Source organism: Paucibacter sp. Y2R2-4, from assembly GCF_025717535.1.
In the GTDB taxonomy this organism is placed as follows: Bacteria; Pseudomonadota; Gammaproteobacteria; order Burkholderiales; family Burkholderiaceae_C; genus Paucibacter_A.
The window spans coordinates 1,529,194-1,551,969 of sequence record NZ_JAJIRO010000001.1 but is presented as its reverse complement, the minus strand read 5'-3'; the positions used below and the strand labels follow the sequence as shown (position 1 = coordinate 1,551,969).

Genomic DNA, 22,776 nt, shown 5'->3' with positions numbered 1-22,776 from the left:
GATGACCCTGGCTCAAGCCCATCAGTTGCTGCTGGCGGCAGTGCCGACGGCGCGGCTGATCGGCTCGGGTGAGACCTTGATTGCTCGCGTGCACAGCGACACCCGCAGCCTGGCTGCTGGCGATTTGTTTGTGGCCTTGCGTGGCGAGCGTTTCGACGCGCATGAGTTCTTGCCGCAGGCGGCTGCAGCCGGCGCAGTAGCGGCGCTGGCCGAGCGGGGCTTGGCCGAAGCCGGTCTGCCCGGCATTGAGGTGCCCGACGCAAAAGCAGCGCTCGGCCACCTGGCCGCCGCCTGGCGTGCCCATTGCCAATTGCCGGTGATTGCCGTCACTGGCAGTAACGGCAAAACCACCGTGACCCAAATGATCGCCAGCATTCTGCGCGCCTGGGTGGGTGGCGGCGCCTTGGCGACTGAAGGCAACTTCAACAACGACATCGGCGTGCCACTGACGCTGCTGCGCCTGCGTCAGGACGAGCAGCAATGGCACAAGGCCGCCGTGGTGGAACTGGGCATGAACCACCCCGGCGAGATCGCCCCGTTGGCGGCCATGACCCGCCCGACCGTCGCCTTGGTGAACAACGCCCAGCGTGAGCACCAGGAGTTCATGCAGACGGTGGAAGCTGCTGCGCGCGAGAACGGCGCGGTCTTTGAGGCTTTGGCTTCCTCGGGCGTGGCGGTGTTCCCGGCCGAAGACGCTTGCGCACCAATCTGGCATGAGATGGCCGGCAGCCGCCCGCATCTGAGCTTTGCCCTGCAGGGCGAGGCCGATGTGACCGGCAGCGCGGTCTGGGTCGAGTCGGACAGCAGCGTGGGCCACTGGGCCCTGGAGCTGCACACGCCGGCCGGTGTGGCACCGGTGGCGCTGGCCGTGGCCGGCGTGCATAACGTGCGAAATGCACTGGCCGCTGCAGCCTGCGCTTTGGCTGCAGGCGCGCCCCTGGCGGCGATTGCTCGCGGACTGGAGAGCTTTGAGCCGGTCAAGGGCCGCTCGCAGCTGAAGAGTTTTATGCAAGGCGAGCGCCGCGCCACGCTGATCGACGACAGCTATAACGCCAACCCCGATAGCGTGCGCGCCGCCATCGATGTTCTGGCCGGCCTGCCAGGCCCGGCGTGGCTGCTGCTGGGCGATATGGGTGAAGTGGGCGATCAAGGCGAGGCCTTCCACCGCGAAGTCGGTGCCTATGCCGCCGAGCGCGGCATTCAGTCGCTATGGACCGCCGGCACGGCGGCCGCGGACATTGCCGCGGCCTTTGGCCCCGCGGCACGTCATTTCAAGACCACGGCCGAGATGGTGGCCGCGGTGAGTGAGGCCAGCGATCGACCGCTGGCTCACAACGTTCTGGTCAAGGGTTCACGATTCATGCAGATGGAAAAAGTAGTTGCGGCCATGCAGGCCAACACGCAAGGGGGCGCAAACCATGCTGCTTAGTCTGGCTCAATGGCTGCAGGGGCTTTACCCCGATCTCGGCTTCTTGCGCGTTTTTCAATACATCACCTTCCGCGCGGTGATGGCGGCCATGACCGCGCTCTTGATTGGCCTGGCTTTTGGCCCTTGGGTGATTCGCCGCCTGACCGAGATGAAGATCGGCCAGCCGATTCGCGAGTACGGCATCCAACAGCATTTGGCCAAGAACGGCACGCCAACCATGGGCGGCGTTTTGATCCTGATCGGCATTGGCGTCTCTACGCTCTTGTGGTTTGACTGGAGCAACCGCTTCGTCTGGGTGGTGATGCTGGTGACCATGGGCTTTGGCGCTGTGGGCTGGGTGGACGACTGGCGCAAGGTGGTCGACAAGAACCCTGAGGGCATGAAGAGCCGTGAGAAGTTTTTCTGGCAATCGCTGATCGGCTTGTTCGCGGCCATCTATCTGGCTTTCAGCGTGTCTGAGAACTCCTTCCTCGGCGTGATCGAGTTGTTTTTCCGCTGGATCAGCAGTGGCTTCTCGACCGACCTGCCGCCCAAGGCTGATTTGATCGTGCCTTTCTTCAAGACCGTCAGCTATCCGCTGGGCGTGTTTGGTTTTATCGCGCTGTCTTTCTTTGTGATCGTGGGCGCTAGCAATGCGGTCAACTTCACCGATGGCTTGGACGGCCTGGCCATCATGCCGGTCGTGCTGGTGGGTTCGGCGCTCGGCCTGTTCGCCTACCTGACCGGCTCGACGGTGTATGCCAAGTACCTGCTGCTGCCTTACATCCCGGGCTCGGGTGAGCTGCTGATCTTCTGCGCCGCCATGGCGGGCGCAGGGCTGGCCTTTTTGTGGTTCAACGCACACCCGGCCCAGGTCTTCATGGGTGATGTGGGCGCGCTGTCTTTGGGTGGCGCCCTCGGTACGGTGGCGGTGATCACTCGGCAAGAAATCGTGCTGGGCATCATGGGCGGCATCTTCGTGGCCGAGGTGCTGTCGGTGATGTTGCAGGTGAGCTGGTTCAAGTACACCAAGAAGAAGTACGGCGAAGGCCGGCGCATCTTCAAGATGGCACCGTTGCATCACCACTTCGAAAAATCGGGTTGGAAAGAAACCCAGGTGGTGGTTCGCTTCTGGATCATCACCATGCTGCTGTGCCTGGTTGGCCTGGCCAGCTTGAAGCTGCGTTGATGGTTTTGTGATGACTGAGATGATGAACTTGCCCACCACCACTGACGCCGGCGCCGACATCGCGCAGCCGCAGGCTGAGCTGCGTCAGGCTGTGGGGGCCAGTTTTGCCGGCCGCCAAGTGCTGGTGCTGGGCTTGGGGGACTCGGGCCTGGCCATGGCCGCCTGGGTGGCGCGCTATGGCGCGCAAGTGAAGGTCTGGGATTCGCGCGAGCAGCCACCTCAATTGGCGCGCCTGCAATCGGACTTGCCCGAGGCGAGTTTCATCAGCGGTGAACTGCCCGAGTCGGCTTTGACGGGCGTGCACCTGGTCTTGAAGAGCCCCGGTTTGTCGCCTTTGGATGCGCGCCTGCTGCCGGTGTTGAATCTGGCGCGCCAGACCGGCGTGCCGGTGCAAGGCGAGTTGGACCTGTTCGCTCAGGCCTTGGCCGAGCTGAAACTGGAGCGCGGCTATGCGCCGGCGGTGCTGGCCATCACCGGTACCAATGGCAAGACCACCACCACGTGCATGACCGGCCTCTTGGTCGAGCGCGCCGGTAAGCGGGTGGTGATGGCCGGCAATATCGGGCCGAGCATGCTGACGACCTTGAGCCAGGCTTTGGATTTGGAACCTGCGCCGGCAGTTGCTGAAGCCGAAGTGGTCGGCGAAGTCGTGGCTGAGTCAGCGGAACTGCCTGAGCCTGAATCAGCCTCAGCCCCCAACTTGCTTGAAGCCGCTGCTGAAGCGCCCGCAGAAGTTCCGGCTGATGAACCATCGGCACTTGCGACCGAGGTCGCTGCAGCAGCCACGACCACGATGGAAATGGTCGATGCGCTGCTGGACGAAGCGCCGCTGCCGATCAAGCCGCCGCCGCCCAAGGCGCCAGTCTTTGAGTACCTGCCCGAGGTTTGGGTGCTGGAGTTGTCGAGCTTCCAGTTGGAAGGCGTGAAGGGTTTCGAGCCCACCGCCGCGGCTGTCTTGAACATCACCCAAGATCACTTGGACTGGCATGGCGATATGGCCGCCTATGTGCGCGCCAAGGCGCTGATTTTTGGCGAGCAAGCGCTGATGGTCATCAACCGCGACGACCCGGTGGTCGAGGGCATGGTGCCCGCCGCAGTGATGGTCAAGCAAGGTCGCGGGCGCGCGGCCAAGTCGGTGAGCCGTCGCGTCAGCCGCTTTGGCTTGGACGCCCCGGACCGGCCCGGTGACTTTGGCTTGGTGCAAGAAGCCGGCATGGCCTGGTTGGTGCGCGCCCGTGAGCAAGACGAAACGCTGAAGCGCAAAAAGGGTGATGAGGAAGAAGAGATCACCCTGCAACGCTTGATGCCGGCCGACGCGCTGCGCGTGCGCGGCCGCCATAACGCCGCCAATGCACTGGCGGCTTTGGCCTTGGCCAGCGCTGCCGGTTGCGCCTTGGCGCCGATGTTGCATGGCTTGCGCGAGTACCGCGGCGAGCCGCATCGGGTCGAGCATGTGATGAGCATTGACGGGGTCGATTACGTCGATGACTCCAAGGGCACCAATGTAGGCGCCACCGTGGCCGCCATCAGCGGCCTGGGCGCGGATCGCGCACCGGCCAAGCTGGTTCTGATTTTGGGCGGCGACGGCAAGGGTCAAGACTTCAGTCCGCTGGCGGCCGGCGTGTCCCGCCATGCGCGCGCCGTGGCCTTGATTGGCCGAGATGGCGCGCAAATTGCCGCCGCCTTGGCCGATTGCGGTGTACCCATGCAAGCGCATGAAACGCTAGAAGCCGCCACGGCTTGGTGCCAAACCCAGGCGCAAAGCGGCGACACCGTCTTGCTGAGCCCGGCTTGCGCCAGTCTCGATATGTTCCGCAACTACGGCCACCGGGCCGAAGTGTTTGTGGGCGCCGTCCAGCAATTAGCGCAAGACGGAGGGCTGGCAGCATGAGCGGAGACAGCTCCGCGAGCTCCGCCTTCAAGGGCTTGGGCGAGCGCCTGAGCGCTTGGTTGGGCAGCCGCAAGAGTGAGTCGGCCGATGTGCCGGTGCGCGACTGGGTCTCGCCCTCGGCCGGCCAGCCCACGCGCATCCAGGGTTTTGACCAAACCTTGGTCTGGGTCGTCTTGGTTTTGATGGCCTTGGGTCTGCTGATGGTCTATTCGGCCTCCATCGCCATGCCCGACAACCCGCGCTTCGCCAAGTATTTGCCGACGCACTTCTTGACCCGTCACATCGTGGCCATCGTGTTTGGCTTGGTGGCTGGACTGCTGACGGTTCAAGTGCCGGTGGCTACTTGGGAGCGGGTGGCGCCCTGGGTTTTCGTCGTGTCCTTGGTGCTCTTGATTGCGGTGCTGATTCCGGGTGTCGGCAAGGTGGTTTATGGCGCAAGGCGCTGGCTGCCCTTGGGCGTGATGAACTTCCAGCCCTCGGAGTTGGCCAAGATGGGCATCGCCATGTATGCCGCCAGCTATATGGTGCGCAAGATGGATGTGAAGGAGAACTTCTTCCAGGCGGTCTGGCCGATGGCCGTGTCGCTGGCCATCGTCGGTGTGCTCTTGCTGGCCGAGCCCGATATGGGTGCCTTCATGGTGATCGCGGCCATCGCCATGGGCATCTTGTTCTTGGGTGGCGTCAACGGCCGCATGTTCTTCTTGATCGTGGCGGTGTTGGTCGGCGCGTTTGTGCTGATGATTACATTCAGCGAGTTCCGTCGCGAGCGCATCTTTGCTTATCTGAACCCCTGGGATGAGAAGTACGCCCAAGGCAAGGCCTACCAGCTGACCCACTCGCTGATTGCGCTGGGCCGTGGTGAATGGTTCGGTCAGGGCTTGGGCTCCAGCGTTGAAAAACTGCACTACCTGCCCGAGGCGCACACCGACTTCTTGCTGGCGGTGATCGGCGAAGAGCTGGGCTTTGTCGGCGTGGCCCTGGTCATCATCGGCTTCTTCTGGCTGTCGCGCCGGCTCTTCCACATTGGCCGTCAAGCAGTGGCTTTGGACCGTGTGTTCGCCGGTCTTTACGCGCAAGGCATAGGCATTTGGATGGGCGGTCAAGCCTTTATCAATATGGGCGTGAACTTGGGGGCACTGCCCACCAAGGGCCTGACCTTGCCCTTGATGAGTTTTGGGGGATCGGCGATTTTGATGAACTGCATCGCCCTCGCCATCGTCCTGAGGATTGATATTGAGAATCGGCAACTCATGCGAGGAGGCCGAGCATGAGCACGAAGCACTTGGTCATCATGGCCGCCGGCACCGGCGGTCACATCATTCCCGGCCTGGCCGTCGCAGAAGAGATGAAGCGTCGCGGTTGGTCCGTCAGCTGGATGGGGACTGAGCAGGGCATGGAGAACAAGCTGGTGCCGCCGACTGGCATCCCCTTGGACCGCCTGGCTTTTGGTGGTTTGCGCGGCAAAGGCCTGATGCACAGTGTCAAGGGCGTCTTCAAACTGGTGCAGGCTTTTGTGCAGAGCCGCTCGGTTTATGGCACACGCAGCGCCGATGCGGTGCTGGGCATGGGTGGTTATGTCTGCTTCCCCGGCGGCTTGATGGCTTGGCTGATGCGCAAGCCCTTGATGCTGGTGAACGCCGACGCGGCCATGCTTTTGAGCAACCAGGGCCTGAAGCCTTTTGCGCAAAAGATCGCTTTTGGATTCGATGGCGCTGCGGCAGCGTCCACCGCCAAGTCGGTGGTGACTGGCAACCCGGTGCGCAGCGAGATCGAGAACCTGGCACCGCCGGCCGAGCGCTTTGCCGGCCGCAGCGGACCGCTGCGGGTCTTGGTGGTGGGCGGCTCTTTGGGCGCGCGTGCCATCAATGAGGTCTTGCCCAAGGCCTTGGCCTTGTGGCCGCAGGAAAGTCGTCCGACCGTCGCGCACCAAACTGGCCAAGCCAATCTGGCGGTGGTGCAGGCGGCGTACAAGGCGGCGGGCTTGGTGGACGGTGTGGCCGTCTTGCCCTTTATCGACGATATGGCCGCGCAGCTGGCGCAGGCCGATTTGATTCTGTGCCGCGCCGGTGCGGTGACGGTCAGCGAAATCTGTGCCGCCGGTGTTCCCGCCGTACTGGTGCCGCTGGTGGTCAAAACCACTTCGCACCAACGCGACAACGCCCGCTTCATGGCGCAGCACGGCGCGGCCATCCATTTGCCGCAAGAAGACTTGTCAGCCGAAGGGCTCTACCAACTGCTGAAGAGCATGGACCGTGAATCGCTGCTGAGCATGGCCGAGAAGGCGCGCAGCCTGGCCCGCCCGCGCGCTGCCTCCAAGGTGGCCGATGAAATTGAAAAAATGAGTGCCGCCCAATGAAACACGCTTTGCAACGCATTCACTTTGTGGGCATCGGCGGCGCCGGCATGAGCGGCATTGCCGAGATCCTGCAAGCCCAGGGCTACCGGGTTTCGGGTTCGGATCAGTCCGATAGCGCGACTTTGCAGCGCCTGGCCAGCTTGGGCCTGATCGTGCACATTGGCCATGCCGCAGAACATCTGGGCGATGCGCAGGTGGTGGTCACTTCCACCGCGGTGCGGGCTGACAACCCCGAGGTCTTGGCCGCACGGGCACGCCATCTGCCGGTGGTGCAGCGCGCCGTCATGCTGGCCGAGCTGATGCGTCAGCAAAAAGGCATTGCGATTGCCGGCACCCATGGCAAGACCACCACCACCTCGCTGGTGACCGATGTTTTGATCGAAGCCGGCCTGGACCCGAGCTTTGTGATCGGCGGCAAGCTGGCCAGCGCCGGCGCCAACTCGCGCCTGGGCCGCGGCGACTTCATCGTGGTGGAGGCGGATGAGTCGGACGCTTCCTTCTTGAAGCTGCTGCCCATGGTGTCGGTCGTCACCAATATCGACGCCGACCATATGGACACCTATGGTCACGACTTCGCGCGCTTGAAGCTAGCCTTTGTCGAGTTTCTGCATCGCATGCCGTTTTATGGCGCAGCCATTTTGTGCGCCGACGATGCGGGCGTGCGCTCCATCCTGCCTTTGCTGTCGCGGCCAGTGGTCACTTATGGCTTTGATGAAGGCTTGGACGTGCGCGCCGTGGATATGCAGGCCTTGCCCGGCGGCGGCATGCAGTTCACCGTGCAGCGCAAAGGACATGCCGATCTGCCGGTGACTCTGAATCTGGCCGGTCGACATAACGTCTTGAATGCACTGGCTGCGATTGCGGTGGCGGACGAGTTGGAGCTGGCCGATGCGCCGGTGCAGGCGGCGTTGGCCAAGTTTGGCGGCGTGGGTCGGCGCTTTCAGCGTTATGGCGATTTGCCTGCGCAGGGCGGCGGTGAGTTCAGTCTGGTGGATGACTACGGCCATCACCCGGTGGAAATGGCCGCCGTGCTGGCCGCCGCGCGTGGCGCGTTCCCGGGGCGCCGCCTGGTGCTGGCCTTCCAGCCGCACCGCTACACCCGCACGCGTGATTGCTTCGCCGAATTTGTGCGGGTGATCGCCGGCTTTGATGCGGTGCTGCTGACCGAGGTTTATGCCGCTGGCGAAGGCGTGATTGCCGGCGCCGACGGTCGCGCTTTGCAGGCCGCGCTGCAAGCCCAAGGATTTAGCGCATTGCAATTCATTGAAGACGTGGCCGTGCTGCCGCAGGCGATTGCCGCGGCCTCGCGCGCTGGCGACGTTGTGATCGTGATGGGCGCAGGCTCCATCGGTGCCGTGCCGGCACAAACCAAGTCCATGCTTTTGAAGGAAGTCCAGTCATGAATCTGGATCTGAATATCGATCCCAAGTCGCTCGGCAAAGTGGCCGTGCTGATGGGCGGCGCCTCGGCCGAACGCGAAGTCTCGCTGACCATGTCAGGCCCCGGTGTGCTGAAGGCCTTGCGCTCGCAAGGGGTGGATGCCCATGCTTTTGACCCCTCCGAGCGCGGTCTGCACGAGCTCAAGGCCGAAGGTTTTGATCGTTGCTTCATCGCGCTGCACGGCCGTTACGGCGAAGACGGTACGGTGCAAGGCGCTTTGGAACTGCTGGGCATTCCTTACACCGGCTCCGGCGTGATGGCCTCCAGCATTGCCATGGACAAGATCATGACCAAGCGCTTGTGGCTGGCCGATGGCCTGTCGACGCCGCGTTATGTGAAGCTGCAAAAGGCCGACATCAGCCGCGAGCGCTGCATGGCGATTCCCGATGATCTGGGTTTGCCGGTGATCGTGAAGCCGCCGCATGAAGGCTCGACCATCGGCATCAGCAAGGTGCAGGGCTACTCTGAGATCTTGGATGCGGTGAACCTGGCCGCCCAGTATGACGACGAAATTCTTTGCGAGGAATTCATCGACGGCCCCGAGCTGAGTTGTCCGGTGCTGGGGGAGGGCGACGCCGCCTTTGCCCTGCCGGTGATCGTGATCGAGGCTGAAGGCGGCAACTACGACTACCAGAACAAGTACTTCACCAACACCACCCGCTACCTGACCGGTAGTCTGAGCCCGGAGCTAGAAGCCGAGATTCGTGATCTGGTCTTGCGTTCCTACCGTTCGCTGGGTTGCCGCGGCTGGGGCCGCGCCGATGTGATGCTGCGCAAGAGCGATGGCAAGCCTTTCCTCTTGGAAATGAACACCTCGCCCGGCATGACTTCTCATTCCTTGGTGCCGGTTGCGGCCAAGGCGGCCGGCCTGAGCTATGAGCATCTGTGCTTGTGGCTGCTCTCGCAGGCGCGCTTGGACGGTCAACCCAAGCCCATGCGGGCCGCGCAAGCCTGAAACGGAGCCCATGATGCGTGCCGCCCGTCAACCCAGCCTGGTCACCTTGCCGCCCGACGTCCGCCTGATGAATGCGGTGTCGGCGCTCTTGGTGGCGGCCGTGTTGGTGTTCGCGGCCGGTTTAGCGCTGCGCTGGGTCGCGCGCTTGCCCTTGTTTGCGATTCAGGCGATCGAGGTCGAAGGGGAAGTCAGCCGCAACAGCGCCGCTTCACTTCGGGCCAATGCGCTGCCGAATCTGTCGGGCTCCTTCCTCAGCATGAATCTGAAGCAAGGTCGCGAAGCTTTTGAAGCCGTACCCTGGGTGCGCCTCGCGGTGGTGCAGCGGGTTTGGCCGCACAAACTGCGGGTCAAGCTGGAAGAGCATGAGCCCGCCGCTTACTGGGAGACCAAGGTCGAAGGCGCCGACTCCCAAAGCGACGCCAGCGTTGAGCGCCTGTTGGTGAACAGCTTTGGCGAGGTGTTTCAGGCCAATTTGGGCGATGTCGAAGACGAAGACCTGCCGATTTTGGCCGGCCCGTCCGGCACAGCTGGCGCCATGTTGCAGATGTGGCAAGGCCTGCAAGCGCTCAGCCGCGGCTTGGATGAAAAGGTGGAACGCCTCGATTTGTCGGGCCGCGGCTCCTGGCGTTTGGCTCTGGAGCGCGGTGCGGTGATCGAGCTGGGGCGGGGCAGCGAGGCCGAGATATTGGCTCGATACGGCCAGTTTGTCCGTTCCATTACCCAGATTACCTCGCTCAATAGCGCCCCTGTGTTATCCGCCGATCTGCGTCATGCCGATGGGTTTGCGGTGCGCTTGAGCGGCATATCAACCACGCCGAATCCGGTGAAACCCGGCTTGAATGGCCGAACGAAAAGAAACTAAGGACAACATAAATGGCCAAGGAATACAAAGATCTGGTCGTCGGCTTGGATATCGGCACCGCCAAGATCATGGCAGTGGTGGCAGAGGTACTCGGCAATGGCGAATTGCGCATTGCGGGTTTGGGCGTCGCTTCATCGAATGGTTTGAAGCGCGGCGTGGTCGTCAATATTGATGCCACGGTGCAGTCGATTCAGCAGGCCCTGAAAGAGGCCGAAATGATGGCCGACTGCAAGATATCCCGCGTCTATACCGGCATCACTGGCAGCCATATTCGCGGCCAGAACTCCACCGGCATGGTGATTGTTCGCGACAAAGAGGTCACGCCGGTCGATGTGGCGCGGGTGGTTGAAACCGCCAAAGCCATCAATATTCCGAACGACCAGCGCCTCTTATTGGTCGAACCGCAGGAATTCGTGATCGACGGCCATGAGGTGAAAGAGCCCATTGGTATGAGCGGAGGCCGCCTTGAGGTCAAGGTTCATATTGTCACAGGCGCCCAAAGTGCCGCCGAAAACATCGTCAAATGCGTGCGCCGCTGCGGTTTAGAGGTCGATCAACTGGTTTTGAATTCCAGCGCTTCGAGCCTGGCGGCCCTGACCGCCGACGAGCGCGACCTGGGCGTCGCCCTGGTCGATATCGGCGCCGGCACTACCGATGTGGCGATCTTTACCGGCGGCTCGATTCGCCATACCGCCGTCATCCCCATCGCTGGCGACTTGATCACCAGCGATATTGCAATGGCCTTGCGCACACCGACCAAGGATGCGGAAGAAATCAAGGTCGAGCATGGGGTGGCCAAACAAATGCTGGCCGACCCGGCGGATCAGGTGGAAGTGCCTGGATTGGGTGACCGTGCGCCGAGAATGCTTTCAAAACAAGCACTTGCGGGCGTTATTGAACCTAGAGTCGAGGAGATATTCTCGCTGGTGCACCAAGTTATTCGCGAAAGCGGGTATGAGGAACTGCTGTCTTCGGGGATTGTTTTGACCGGTGGCTCGGCCGTCATGCCGGGTATGGTCGAGTTGGCCGAAGACATATTCCTGAAACCTGTTCGGCGCGGCAACCCAACCTATGGTGGCGGCCTGTCCGATATGGTGGCCAATCCTCGTTCGGCCACCGTGATGGGTTTGTTGGAAGAGGCCAGCCTGTCGCGCACCCGGGGTTTGAAGGCGGCCCAGCAGGCCGGTTCCATGAAGACCATGTTCGGTCGCGCTAAAGATTGGTTCTTGGGCAACTTTTAATAAGAGGCCCTGGCCTCGAAGCCGAGCCAGGGCGCCAAAAAACGCAGACAACTGGCCAAGCGAGTGAGTTTCTTACCTTTGCTTGCAAGCTCAGGCCAAATAAATGTCTGAAAAAGGCGGCTTCAGTAAAAAAAGAGGGTCATCCCTGTAGTTTTTAACGCTTGTCGGCGGCACAATTGGGCAAGGAGAATTGAATATGCCAATCGAAATGATTGAAGAGTTTGACCAAGGCACCCAAATCAAGGTGATTGGCGTGGGCGGTGGTGGTGGCAACGCGGTTGAGCACATGATTGCTCAAGGCGTTCAGGGCGTGGAGTTCATCTGCGCCAACACCGACGCTCAGGCGCTCAATCGCTCGAAGGCAGACCAGTTGCTGCAACTGGGTACCTCAGGTCTGGGCGCTGGCGCCAAGCCTGAAATGGGCAAGTCGGCCGCCGAAGAGGCTGAAGCACGCATTCGCGAGTCCATCCAAGGCGCGCACATGCTGTTCATCACTGCCGGCATGGGCGGCGGCACCGGTACCGGCGCTGCCCCCGTGATCGCTCGTGTGGCCAAGGAAATGGGCATCCTGACCGTGGGCGTGGTGACCAAGCCTTTCGAATTTGAAGGCGGTCGTCGTTCCAAGGCGGCTGATGCCGGCCTGGCCGAGCTGGAAGCCAATGTCGATTCGCTGATCGTCGTTTTGAACGACAAGCTGCTCGACGTGTTGGGTGACGATGTGACCCAGGACCAAGCTTTCGCACACGCCAATGACGTGCTGAAGAACGCTGTTGGCGGCATTTCGGACATCATCCACATGCCCGGCTTGGTGAACGTCGACTTTGAAGACGTCAAGACCGTGATGAGCGAGCCTGGCAAGGCCATGATGGGCACGGCCGTGGCCAGCGGCCCTGACCGCGCCGCCAAGGCTGCCGAAGCCGCCGTCGCTTGCCCGCTGTTGGAAGGCATCGATCTGTCCGGCGCGCGTGGCGTGCTGGTGCTGATCGCGGCGAACCGCAGCACCTTCAAACTGGCCGAAAGCCGCAATGCGATGAACGCTGTCAAGCGCTACGCCGCTGAAGATGCGCACATCATCTACGGCACGGCCTACGACGAAAGCCTGGGCGACACCTTGCGTGTGACCGTGATTGCGACCGGCCTGTCCTCGCAGCGCGCTCGTCAGCAGGCGCCGCTGTCGGTGGTGCAGCCGCAAGTTCAGCTGCGCACCGGTACCGACAATATGCCAGTGCTGACCCAAGCCGTGAGCATGGGCGCCCATGCGGCCCAGGGCGGCAGCGGTCTTGGCGCAGCCCAAGTGGGTGGCGGCAATGACTTCGCCGGCATGAGCGTGCCCAGCGTCTGGCGCCATGGCCGCACTGCAGCGGCCAAGGTGGAAGCCCTGTCGTCGAACGGCATGGACGAAATCGAGATCCCCGCCTTCCTGCGCAAGCAAGCGGACTGATCGCGCTGGCCCTGCGGCCAGATGAAGGTCGGTTGAATGTCGGTTGAAGCCCGACTGAATATTCAAGGCCTATTGTGGAGAGTCCAACTCACCACAATAGGCCTTGCTGCTTTTTGATAGCCCTTGTGTCCTCGTCTGTGCCCTCTCTACCCCGCACAAGCTTGTGGCATGCTGCAGTCCAGACCGCGCTTTGTCCGAGCGTACAAGATGCTGAGAGGCTATTTCTTTGTGCAGATGTGATGTCGCCGCGATTGCCCAGGCCCAGCTTGCCAAGTACCGGCAAGCCCTGAGAGTTGATGCCGGACTGCTGGGCCTGGTCTTGTTCTTCTGCCTGAGTCTTGCTCCTGCAGGCAGCTGGGCACAGATGGCTTCGGAACCTGAGTCCGCTGCCGCCTCCTTAGCTCCCGCAGCAAGTACAGCATTGCGGCACCAGGCGGCCGAACTCGCAGTAAGCCAATGGAGCTGTGGCGACCTTGAAGCCTGGCGCGGCGCGCTGCGCCGTATGGACCTGGGGAGTGCCAATGCGCATCCTCGCGCGAGCAGTCTGCCCGCCCATTTATTGCCCCCTGAAAAACGGGAGGCATGGAGCTCGGTGCCATTGCCCGATGTGCGAGCGGCGAGCGAGGGTCGCAATGCCGATGCGAGTGCTGCGCCCTATCAAATGCGCTGGTACCGATTGCGCTACGCCCCTGACGGCACTTGGCCTACCAGTGTGGCGCTGTATATGCCGCGTCTGGTCGGCCTCGCTGCTGCGGTGTTGGTGCGTACGGAAGAAGGTTGGCAGCCGGTGTTTGACAACCAAGCCGGAGCTCGTGAGCAATGGGTGCGGCCGCTTTGGGCGCTGATCCCATCCGCCTTGACCGATACACCCAAAGACCAGGGCCTGGACATCGTCTTGGCCGTGCCGGTCGCTGCGGATGAGCCCTACTCGGTGCCCACGGTGTGGCTGGGCGCCAAAGAAGAGTTGGAGGCTAAGCAAGGTCGCCGTTGGACGCTGCAAATCGCCGTGCCTCAAGCGACCGGCTTGTTGCTGGTGGTCTTGGGCTTCTTCTCCTTGTCGCTGTGGCTGCGGCGTCGCGATGAGCCGGCCTATCTGCTGTTTGCCTTGCTGACCTTGGCCTGGCTCTTGCGCAATCTGCATTACTACCTGGCCACGCCGCGTACCCCTCTGGGCGAGGGCTGGTTTTGGTGGATGAGCAATGCGGCCTTGTCTTGGGTGATGCTGCTCACCTTTATGTTCGCCTTGCGCTATGCCCAGCGGCGTTTCAAGCAAATGGAGCGCGGCATGGTGGTGTTCGTCGTGCTCAGCAGTGTGTTGACTTTGCCTTGGTGGCATCAGCCCATCGCCGCGCCGGTCTTGCAGCATTCGGCCAATGCCGTTTTGGGTCTGGTGTGTACCTTGTTTCTGCTGGGCTTGGCTGTGCGAGGCGGCCGGAGTGCTGTGAATAGTGAGGACGGTTCTCGCCCATTACCCGGCCTCACCGAGTTGCGTGTGATCGCGGTGAGTTTGGTGATTTGCGTGGTGCTGGGCCTGCACGATCTGGTACTGATGGCCGGTTGGGCTTGGCCCGAGCATCTGTATTTGCTGCCCTTTGCCACCTTGATCTCGGTGGCCACCTTTCTCTACGCGGTGCAACGTCGCTATCTCGGCGCCTTGAATGAAGTCGAGTTGCTGAACACTCAACTGGCCGAACGTCTGTCGCAGCAAAGCATGGAGTTGAAAAGCCAGTATGAGCGGCTGCGGGAAGTCGAGCGCCAACAAGCGCTGCTGCTGGAGCGGCAACGCCTGATGCAAGACATGCACGACGGGCTGGGCTCCGCGCTGCTGTCCGCCATGGTGGCGGTGGAGCAGGGCAGCATGGATCAAGACAAAGTGGTGGAGGTGCTGCGCGAATGCGTGGACGATCTGCGTTTGGTCATCGACTCGCTCGAGCCGGTCGCGCATGATCTGGTGGCCCTGCTGGCCACCATGCGCTATCGCCTGGGCAAGCGATTGCAAGCCGGCGGTTTGATGTTGGAATGGGACGTGCAAGACCTGCCCATGCTGGAATGGCTAGAGCCGCCCGACGCCTTGCATGTGCTGCGCCTGATGCAAGAAGCGCTCAGCAATGTGCTCAAACATGCCCGGGCCACGAGGGTGCGTATGGTCACCCGCAACCATGGCCACTATGTCGAGATTCGTGTGGAGGACGATGGCGATGGCTTTGACTTGGCCACCGCCCAACGAGGCCGGGGCTTGAAGAGCCAGCAGCGGCGTGCTCAGCGCTTGGGCGGTGTGGTGCGTATCGACTCAAGTCCGGGCCAGGGCACCAGGCTGAGCCTGCGCCTGCCGGTCAAGCGGCCACAAGCCCCAGGGCAGCAAGGTCCTGCCGAATCACGGACAATTTGAAGCTTATGTTGCAACAAAGAACCCTCAAGTCCTTGACCAAGGCAGTTGGCGTCGGCATCCACAGCGGCCAACGTGTTGAATTGACCTTGCGTCCGGCGGCGGCCAATACAGGCATCGTGTTCCGCCGCGTCGACCTGAATACGCCGGTCGACATTCCGGTGCGCGCCGATACCGTCTGCGACACCCGCATGGCCACCACCGTCAGCCCAGGCGGCGACCCCGGCGGGCCCAAGGTGCAGACGATCGAGCATCTGCTCTCGGCTTGTGCGGGTCTGGGTTTGGACAATCTGTATGTCGACATCAACGCCGACGAAGTGCCGATTCTTGACGGATCGGCCGCCAGCTTTGTCTACCTGCTGCAAAGCGCGGGCATCGAGTTGCAAAAGGCTGCCAAGAAATTCCTGCGGGTGAAGAAGACCGTCGAAGTGCGCCAAGGCGAGGGCAAGCGCCTGATGTGGGCCAAGCTGGCGCCCCACCATGGTTACACCCTCAGCTTCGAGATCGAGTTTGACAACCCGGCCGTCTCGGCCACCGGTCAGCAATATGTCTTTGACATGGGCAGCGGCCAGTACAAGCGCGAAATCGCCCGAGCCCGCACCTTTGGCATGACCAGCGACATCGAACTGATGCGCTCACGTGGCCTGACCCTGGGCGGTTCGATGGACAACGCCATCGTGGTGGATGACTACCGGGTCTTGAACGCTGATGGATTGCGTTATGACGATGAGTTTGTCAAACACAAGATCTTGGATGCGATTGGCGATATGCAGGTCGTGGGTTATCCGCTGCTGGCCGCCTACACCTCCTTCAAGGGCGGGCATGCGCTCAACAACAAGCTCTTGCGCGCGCTCCTGGCCGATGAGACGGCCTATGACATTGTCAGCTTCGAAAACGAGGCCGACGCGCCGGCCGGCTTTGCGCAATTGGCGCCGGCTTGGTAAACGCCTGCTACAAAAAGACCACTTAAAGGACTGCTTTCGATGCTGATCTTTCGCCTGGTCGTTGGCCTGCTGCTGTTTGCGGGTGTGCTGTGCTTTGCCCTTTATATCGGCAGCGGCCAAGTCATTTGGCGCCAACGCGGCGTGCTGATCATCAAATGGACCGTACTGGCGGCGCTGGGCTTTTTTGCCGTGCTGATTCTTGAGCGCTTGGCGATGATGCTCTAACACCTAGAACCGAAGTGCTGGCGCGCCTTCGCGCCATGATGGGTCGTGCTAACCTCATGTCTACTCAGATTTTGCGCAAGGCTGGGTCATGGGTTTACCGATGATGTCCTTGTCTGCGTGTCCGTCTGCATGTCTGTATCGAATGCTTGAACATCAATGAGCAAGGAGCGTCACATGATTTTTTCAAAGCGCCTGAACTTCGTGGCCTTGGCTTGCGCCGCATGGCTAGTCGCTATGCCGTCCGTGCAGGCCAATCCAAGCCTTTCTGCCATTTCGAGCGCCAACGCCGGTGTGGGTTCGGCGAGCCCCGTTTCGGGCGGTGATGCCGATTTTGTTTACAGCCGGAGCGTCATCAGTAATAGCGAGGGAACTGGCCAATCAAGCGGGTTTGCTCGATCCAACGGTTCCTATGCCGTGTCCAGCCAGGCGACGGGCGTCAGCAATAGCTCGGCCCATGCAGGGTTCAGCTACGACTTGCTGAATGACAGTGGCGCTGCGCAAACCTATTCGCTGCACTTCAAGATCTACGGCGGCTACATCGGCTCTTTTCTGTCGGATGGTGAGACCTTCGGCGATGGCGAATTCAGTCGTAGCGATTACTTGGCAACCATCGGTCTGAACGGCGACAAAGTTTTCAGCAGCAGTGCAACGATTCGTGGTGACAAATCGGGCTTCAGCATGACGCACGAGGGTGTCCGATTGAATGCAAACAATGACGGCAGCGACGGCGAGTACTTCTGGGACTATGTCTACGTCAATATGGAGCGCACGCTGGCCGCTGGCGAAAGCCTCAGCATTGTGGCCAATATGGACATCAGCTCTTTCTCGCAGGTGGGGGCTGCAGTCAACGGTTGCGCCGCGCCGCCTACTGCCCAGACAGCGCTTTCTTCGCTAGCAGGGGACTGCTTCAAGGCTGAAGGGCGAGGCTTTTATGGCGACCCATTCATTGCGGACGGCGAGGGCTCACCCGGCTTTTTCTTTACCGCGGCCCCCGCGAATCAAGTGCCCGAACCGGCCAGTTTGGCGCTGGTATTGCTGAGCCTGGGTTTGTCTTGGGGTATGGCCAAAGGTCGTCGCGCCTGACCTGCGCATATGTGACCTGCGCGTATGTAGCCTGCGCGTATGTGACCTGCGCATATGGCCAGGCTGAAAACCAGTTTCAGCCTGGCCTTTTTTAGATCGCCTTCAGCGTCTGCGCATTCAGCTTTTCTTGACGACGTTGCTCTTGTGCCAGCGTTTGCTCGCGCAGGGCGGTAACGCGTGAGGGCAGTTGGTAGCTGAGCAGAAGCTCATTCGGGCCGTCGCGGCGCAGTTCAATCTCGATGCCGTCGCTGGTGCGCCAAAGGCTGGGCATATTGGTTTCGGCATTGCGCTGCTGAGCTTCGCCGTATTTCTTGCGCAGGCCATCGGTGATGCGCTGCTGAGTTTGTGCCAAGGCCAGCGCATCTTGGTTGCTGAAGCGATAAGACAGGATGGCCGGCTTGAGCAGGTAGGAGGGCAGCTCGCGTGCATATTGCAGGCTCAGTTGCTTGGCGCCCGGCAGCAAGTCGCCCAGATTGAAGACCTCGCGCTCGCTGCCCGCTTTTTCTTCCTGTTCTCGCAGGCCCAAGCCCTTCAAAGCCAGGCGCAGTTCGCCGCGGTTCATGCAAAACAGCGGCAAATCGAACATCTGCACCTTGGCAGTCTCGCGGCATTGCTGGCCTTGCTTGAGGTTGTCGAGCAAGAGCGAGGCTTTGTCCACGCCACCCTTTTGAGCGTCCACCAGCAGCTTCGCGACCTGCTCGGAGCTGAGCTGGTTGCCGCCATAGCCGTTCAGGGTGTGGAAGGCCCAAATCATTTGTCCCAGCGGATCCTTCAGTTTGGCCGCTTGCTCGGCATGCTTGGCGCTGACCATTTGTTCGCTATTGGCGCGGCCCTCACGCAGCATGCTGGCGACGGCCATGCTGGCATAGGCCTTGGCGGCGAGGCTCTCCACTTGCGTGAAGGTCTGGCACAACTCGAGGGCCTGCTCAAAACGACGTTCACGAACCGCCTTCTCGCACACATTGGCATAACGCTGCAGCGCTTCTTCGGGGCTTTCTGCGCGCGTGGCGCTGGCGGATGCTGGGGGTGCCAGCAGAGCCGTGCTGCTGGGCGAAGGCGTGGAAGAAGGCGTCGACGAGGCCTTGGCTTGCTTGACCCAAATCACCGCAGCCGCGATGCAAATCACGGTGCCGGTAGCGATTGCAATGGGCAAGGCCAACTTGCCGAATTGATGCCTTTGCTCTGGTCTCATGGCGCGATCCGTTCGAGTTTTGTCAGAGCCCGGACTTTCGCAGCGCATGGTGACGCAGCCATGAAGCGTGTCACTCTGACTCAGGCCATATGGACTATCGCGGGCATGAACCTCGCCGCCGCCTGGTCATGAGTGAGGGTTTCCTGCAGGGTCTTTGGGCGGTTCAACGCCGGCTCAAGCTTCCAGCGCCTGCAAGGCCACCAAGCGTTGATAGATGCCATGTTCCAAGGCCATCAGCTCCTCATGGCGGCCGCGCTCACTCAGATGACCGTGGTTCAAGACAATGATCTGATCGGCTTCGCGGATGGTGGAGAGTCGGTGCGCAATCGCCACCACCGTCACCTGGCCGTGCAGCGCTTGCAAGGCCTCGCTGACCAGTTGCTCGGTGGCGCTGTCGATATTGGCGGTGGCCTCGTCAAGGAACAAGATGCGCGGCGAACCGGCCAGTGCTCGGGCCATGGCGATCAGTTGCTTCTGACCGGTGGAGACGCGGGCGCCGCCTTCGCCCAGCAAGGTCTCATAGGCTTGCGGCAAGGCGGACAAGAAGTCATCGATGCGGGCCGCGCGTGCGGCTGCACGGATTTGCTCCATGCTGATCTTGCGGCCCATGGCGATGTTCTCGGCGGCGCTGGCCGCCATCAGATAGGGCTCTTGCGGCACCAGGCCGACGGCGGCGCGAAATGCCTCGTCTGGCAGGCTCGCCAGCGCATGGCCGTCCATGCGGATGCTGCCTTGCTGCGCGGAATAGAAGCGCAGCAAGAGCGAGAGCAGGGTGGACTTGCCGCTGCCGGTATGGCCGACGATGCCGACGAATTGGCCGGCCGGAATGTCCAGGCTCAGGTCTTTCAGCACCGGCTTGCCGGCGTCATAGGCAAAGTTCAGCGACTCGATCTGGATATGCCCGGCCGTCACGGCCAGGCCGGCCTCCGTCGAACTCACCGGCGCGGTCTCTTGCAAGAGGCTGCGCACGCGTGAGGCCGCCACCATCGATTGCTGCAATTGCCCGAACTGCATGGTGATCTGAATCAGCGGCTCCACCACGCGTGAGATATAGCTGAGGAAGGCGAACAGCAGCCCTACTTCCAGGCCCGACATTTCACGGCGTCCAAAGCCGTAAATCACCGTCACCAGCAGCAGCACATTGAGCAGGTCCAGCGCTGGCCGCAAGAGCCAGGCATTGGCGCTGAGCTCGGCCACGCGTGCCTTCAAGTGATCGCCATTGGTGCGCCCAAAGCGCTGAGCAAAACGAGGCGCCGCGCCGGCCGCTTGCAGCATCGCCATGCCGGCCATGCTCTCGGCCATCTGGGCATTGATCTCGCTGCGCAGCTGGCGGGCGCGGGCCACGGCGGGCGCGCTCAGGCGTTGATAGAGCGCAATGATCAAAAGCATGGCCGGCACCAACATCGCCACGATCAGCATCAAGCGCCAGTCCAGCCAAGCCATTGCGATCAGAGAGCCGATGACGACGATGCTGGAGTCCAGCATCACATACAGCACCTGGCGGTACAAGGTGTTCACCGCTTCGCTGTCATTGGTGACGCGGCTGACCAATTGGCCGGTGATGGCTTTGTCAAAAAAGGCCATGGGCAGGGCCAGCACATGGGCATAGACCTGCTCGCGCAGGCGCAGCACCGAGCGACGCGCCACGCCGGCCATGCGCGAGAGCTGCGCAAAGCGAATCCAGCTGGCGCTCCAGCCGCACAGCAGCAGGCCCAGCAAGAGTGCGCCCATGGCTTGCACATCAAACTGGCGTGGCTGCAAATAGGTGTCGATGAAGTGCTTGCTGATGATGGGCCCCAGCGCTTCAATGCCAGCGGCCAGCAGCAGCCAAAACACGCCGCGCAAGAGCGTAGGTTTCTCAGGCGCTGCCGCCGTCATCAAAAGGCCGACCGAGGCCCAGGGCCGCTCCACTGCTTGGGGCTGCGCTTGCGCCTTGTGTTCAGAGCTCGGCATCGATGCTGGCCTCCAGTTGTTGATAACGCCATTGGCTGGCGTACCAGCCGCCTTCCAGGGCCAGCAGCTCCGCGTGGCTGCCTTGCTCGGTGATGCGGCCGTTCTGCAAAACGATGATGTGATCGGCCTCCATCACCGCGCTGAGCCGGTGGCTGACGATCAGGCTGCTGCGCTCCGGTCGGCTGCGGCGCAGCTCGCGCAGGTGTTCAAGAATCTGCGTCTCGGTGCCGGTGTCCACGGCCGACAGCGCATCGTCCAGCAAGAGCAAAGGCGCATCAGACAAGAGCGCTCGAGCAATCGCCACACGCTGTCTTTGCCCGCCCGACAAGGTGACGCCGCGCTCGCCAATCTCGGTGGCGTAGCCCTGCGGCAGGCGCTCAATGTCCTCATGCACCGCGGCCATTTGGGCAGCGGCTTGAATTTCGGCTGCGCTGGCGTCGGGCTTGGCCAGCGCAATGTTCTCGGCGATCGAGGCGGAGAATAAGAAGGGCTCTTGGGGCACCCAGGCCAGGCCCAGGCGCAGCGCTTGCAGGCTCAGGTTGGGCAAGGCCTGCCCACCAATGGACACCTGCCCACTCAAGGGTTCGAACTGGCGCAACAAAAGCCGCAACACGGTCGACTTGCCTGCACCGGTTGGCCCCACCAGGCCCAGGGTCTGGCCGGGTGGCAGCTGCAGGCTGATCTCGTCCAGCGCTGGGCGCTCGGCCTCTGGGTACAGAAAGCTGACCTGCTCAAAGGCCACCCGCGCCTGATCCGGCAATGCTTGCTGACCGCTGTCCAGCAGCGTCAGCGGCGCATCCAGCACGGGCGCCAGCCGGTCCCAGGCCGCCCGGCCGCGCTCCAACAGCGAGAGCACCCAGCCGGCCGCAAACATCGGCCAAATCAACTGGCCCAGGTACATGGTGAAGGCGGTCAGTTGGCCGATGCTGAGTTCTTGGCGCGCCACCAGCCAGCCGCCCAGGCCCAAGGCAATCGTCATCGCCGCGCTCAGCGTCATGCCAACGGCGGGCTCAAAGGCCGCCTCCCAGCGCTGGGCGCGATAGCTGGCTTCGCCGGCGCTGTCCGCTAACTCGCTGAACTGACGGGTATTGCGTGGCACCAGACCCAAAGCGCGCAAGGTGCGCACGCCGGCCAAGCCTTCTTGCACATGCTGGTTCAGTGTGGAAAACCGCGACAGCGAACTCTGCCAAGCCAGGTGCACCTGATTGGAAATGCGCCAAAAAGCGAAGGCCATGAAGGGGAAGGGGATCAGCGCGGCCAGGCCGAGCCGCCAGTCGATGCCCAGCGTCATCATGCTGAGCACCAGGATCAGCGTGAGTGAGCCATCAAAAGCGGCCAGCAAGGCCTCGCCGGCCGCCATTTCCACCGCGTCAATGTCATTGGTGGCCAGCGCCATCAGGTCGCCGGTGCGCTTGCTTTGAAAGAACACCGGGCCTTGCAGGGTCAGGCCTTGATAGAGCCGGGTGCGCAGCTCTTGGCCCAGGCGATAAGCCGCGGCAAACAGCGCCAGTCGCCAGCCCACGCGCAGCAGGTAAATCGCCAGACCGCAGGCGACCAAGAGGCCCAGCTCTTTCAGCAAGGCGGGGCCGCGCAGCGAGCCGGCCACCAAACCGTCCACCACATGGCCCACTTGGCGCGGAATCCAGACGGTCAGCAGTGCAATGCTGGCCAACATGACGGCGGCGGAGGCATAGGCCGTCCAATGCCGGCGCACGAAGCCGACAAGCATTTGTTTCAGGGTCATGGGGGCAAGTCTCGAGGGCTGCGCAGGGCGAACCGGCCTAGGAATGGCGCTGATTCTATGTGGGGGCCAGTATTTGGCTCGGGCTCGAGTTGCCGTGGTGCGAGGGCCGAACTCACGCCGATCCGGTGTGCATTTTCGCGCTAGGTGTTTGCCCGTGGGCGGTGCCTGTTAGCGCGAGGGGGCGATGTCACTCGAAGCGGCTTTTGTTTCAGATTGAATCATTTGTTTGACATTGATCTGAAGGGATCATGGGTAAACCCCTTGAATATCGGTGACCGCAGGAGGTGGGTCTGCTAACCCCCCGCAAATGCGGTGGCTCAAGCTGTCACATTTTCTCGCTAGCATTCGTCGCAACGGGTCGCAGAGCAAGGCGATAGTGGGGAGGTGCAAACGTTTGCCACCCGCCAAACGCAGCTTGCTGAAAAGGTCCGGTATTTCGTGGAGCCCGTCCTGTTTCAGGATCTCA

The 22,776-nt window shown here is 62.0% G+C and carries 17 protein-coding genes; 14 read left to right on the top strand and 3 right to left on the bottom strand.

The genetic code is table 11. The annotated features are described in order from the left end of the window. The first annotated feature begins 1 nt into the window (after position 1). The 14 genes from LNV06_RS06825 (at position 2) to LNV06_RS06760 (ending at position 17,421) form a co-directional block, all read left to right on the top strand. Positions 2-1,429: a UDP-N-acetylmuramoyl-tripeptide--D-alanyl-D-alanine ligase gene (locus tag LNV06_RS06825; protein WP_263537536.1), complete on the top strand. Its 1,428-nt coding sequence runs from the start codon at positions 2-4 to the stop codon at positions 1,427-1,429. After that, entirely contained in the window at positions 1,419-2,597 is a 1,179-nt protein-coding gene (mraY, locus tag LNV06_RS06820) for a phospho-N-acetylmuramoyl-pentapeptide-transferase (protein WP_263537448.1), read from the top strand. The genes LNV06_RS06825 and mraY overlap by 11 nt, the downstream gene beginning before the upstream one ends. Positions 2,598-2,751: 154 nt before the next feature. Further along, a complete protein-coding gene (gene murD, locus LNV06_RS06815; RefSeq protein ID WP_263537535.1) occupies positions 2,752-4,488 on the top strand; it encodes a UDP-N-acetylmuramoyl-L-alanine--D-glutamate ligase in 1,737 nt (578 codons plus the stop codon). Then, positions 4,485-5,759, top strand: a complete 1,275-nt coding sequence (gene ftsW / locus LNV06_RS06810) for a putative lipid II flippase FtsW (protein WP_263537447.1) — start codon at positions 4,485-4,487, stop codon at positions 5,757-5,759. The genes murD and ftsW overlap by 4 nt, the downstream gene beginning before the upstream one ends. Further along, positions 5,756-6,844, top strand: a complete 1,089-nt coding sequence (gene murG / locus LNV06_RS06805; protein WP_263537446.1) for an undecaprenyldiphospho-muramoylpentapeptide beta-N-acetylglucosaminyltransferase — start codon at positions 5,756-5,758, stop codon at positions 6,842-6,844. The genes ftsW and murG overlap by 4 nt, the downstream gene beginning before the upstream one ends. Further along, complete coding sequence (gene murC, locus LNV06_RS06800) at positions 6,841-8,247, top strand: UDP-N-acetylmuramate--L-alanine ligase (protein WP_263537445.1); 1,407 nt, start codon at positions 6,841-6,843, stop codon at positions 8,245-8,247. The genes murG and murC overlap by 4 nt, the downstream gene beginning before the upstream one ends. After that, complete coding sequence (locus LNV06_RS06795) at positions 8,244-9,239, top strand: D-alanine--D-alanine ligase (protein WP_263537444.1); 996 nt, start codon at positions 8,244-8,246, stop codon at positions 9,237-9,239. Before murC ends, LNV06_RS06795 begins: the two co-directional genes overlap by 4 nt. 13 nt (positions 9,240-9,252) lie before the next feature. Further along, positions 9,253-10,101 carry a cell division protein FtsQ/DivIB gene (locus LNV06_RS06790; RefSeq protein ID WP_318013446.1) on the top strand — a complete coding sequence of 283 codons (849 nt, stop codon included), beginning with the start codon at positions 9,253-9,255 and terminating at the stop codon, positions 10,099-10,101. An 11-nt stretch (positions 10,102-10,112) separates the two neighbouring features. Beyond that, positions 10,113-11,342, top strand: a complete 1,230-nt coding sequence (ftsA, locus tag LNV06_RS06785) for a cell division protein FtsA (RefSeq protein ID WP_263537442.1) — start codon at positions 10,113-10,115, stop codon at positions 11,340-11,342. Positions 11,343-11,538: 196 nt separating this feature from the next. Beyond that, the gene (gene ftsZ / locus LNV06_RS06780; RefSeq protein ID WP_263537441.1) at positions 11,539-12,783 is read left to right on the top strand and encodes a cell division protein FtsZ; all 1,245 of its coding nucleotides are present in this window, start codon (positions 11,539-11,541) and stop codon (positions 12,781-12,783) included. Between the two features lie 226 nt (positions 12,784-13,009). Beyond that, positions 13,010-15,172, top strand: coding sequence for a sensor histidine kinase (locus tag LNV06_RS06775; RefSeq protein WP_263537440.1), 2,163 nt, complete (start codon positions 13,010-13,012; stop codon positions 15,170-15,172). 5 nt (positions 15,173-15,177) lie between these two features. Then, the gene (gene lpxC, locus LNV06_RS06770) at positions 15,178-16,113 is read left to right on the top strand and encodes a UDP-3-O-acyl-N-acetylglucosamine deacetylase (protein ID WP_263537439.1); all 936 of its coding nucleotides are present in this window, start codon (positions 15,178-15,180) and stop codon (positions 16,111-16,113) included. Between the two features lie 39 nt (positions 16,114-16,152). Continuing rightward, positions 16,153-16,338: a hypothetical protein gene (locus LNV06_RS06765; protein ID WP_263537438.1), complete on the top strand. Its 186-nt coding sequence runs from the start codon at positions 16,153-16,155 to the stop codon at positions 16,336-16,338. Between the two features lie 174 nt (positions 16,339-16,512). Continuing rightward, positions 16,513-17,421 (top strand): PEP-CTERM sorting domain-containing protein, encoded by a 909-nt coding sequence (locus LNV06_RS06760; protein WP_263537437.1) that lies wholly within the window; start codon positions 16,513-16,515, stop codon positions 17,419-17,421. Positions 17,422-17,512: 91 nt separating this feature from the next. Here LNV06_RS06760 and LNV06_RS06755 read toward each other — a convergent pair whose 3' ends face one another. The 3 genes from LNV06_RS06755 to LNV06_RS06745 form a co-directional block, all read right to left on the bottom strand. Next, positions 17,513-18,613: a hypothetical protein gene (locus LNV06_RS06755; protein WP_263537436.1), complete on the bottom strand. Its 1,101-nt coding sequence runs from the start codon at positions 18,611-18,613 to the stop codon at positions 17,513-17,515. A 174-nt stretch (positions 18,614-18,787) separates the two neighbouring features. Further along, positions 18,788-20,566 (bottom strand): ABC transporter ATP-binding protein, encoded by a 1,779-nt coding sequence (locus LNV06_RS06750; protein ID WP_263537435.1) that lies wholly within the window; start codon positions 20,564-20,566, stop codon positions 18,788-18,790. Then, entirely contained in the window at positions 20,553-22,310 is a 1,758-nt protein-coding gene (locus LNV06_RS06745) for an ABC transporter ATP-binding protein (protein WP_263537434.1), read from the bottom strand. Before LNV06_RS06745 ends, LNV06_RS06750 begins: the two co-directional genes overlap by 14 nt. Positions 22,311-22,776: the final 466 nt, after the last annotated feature.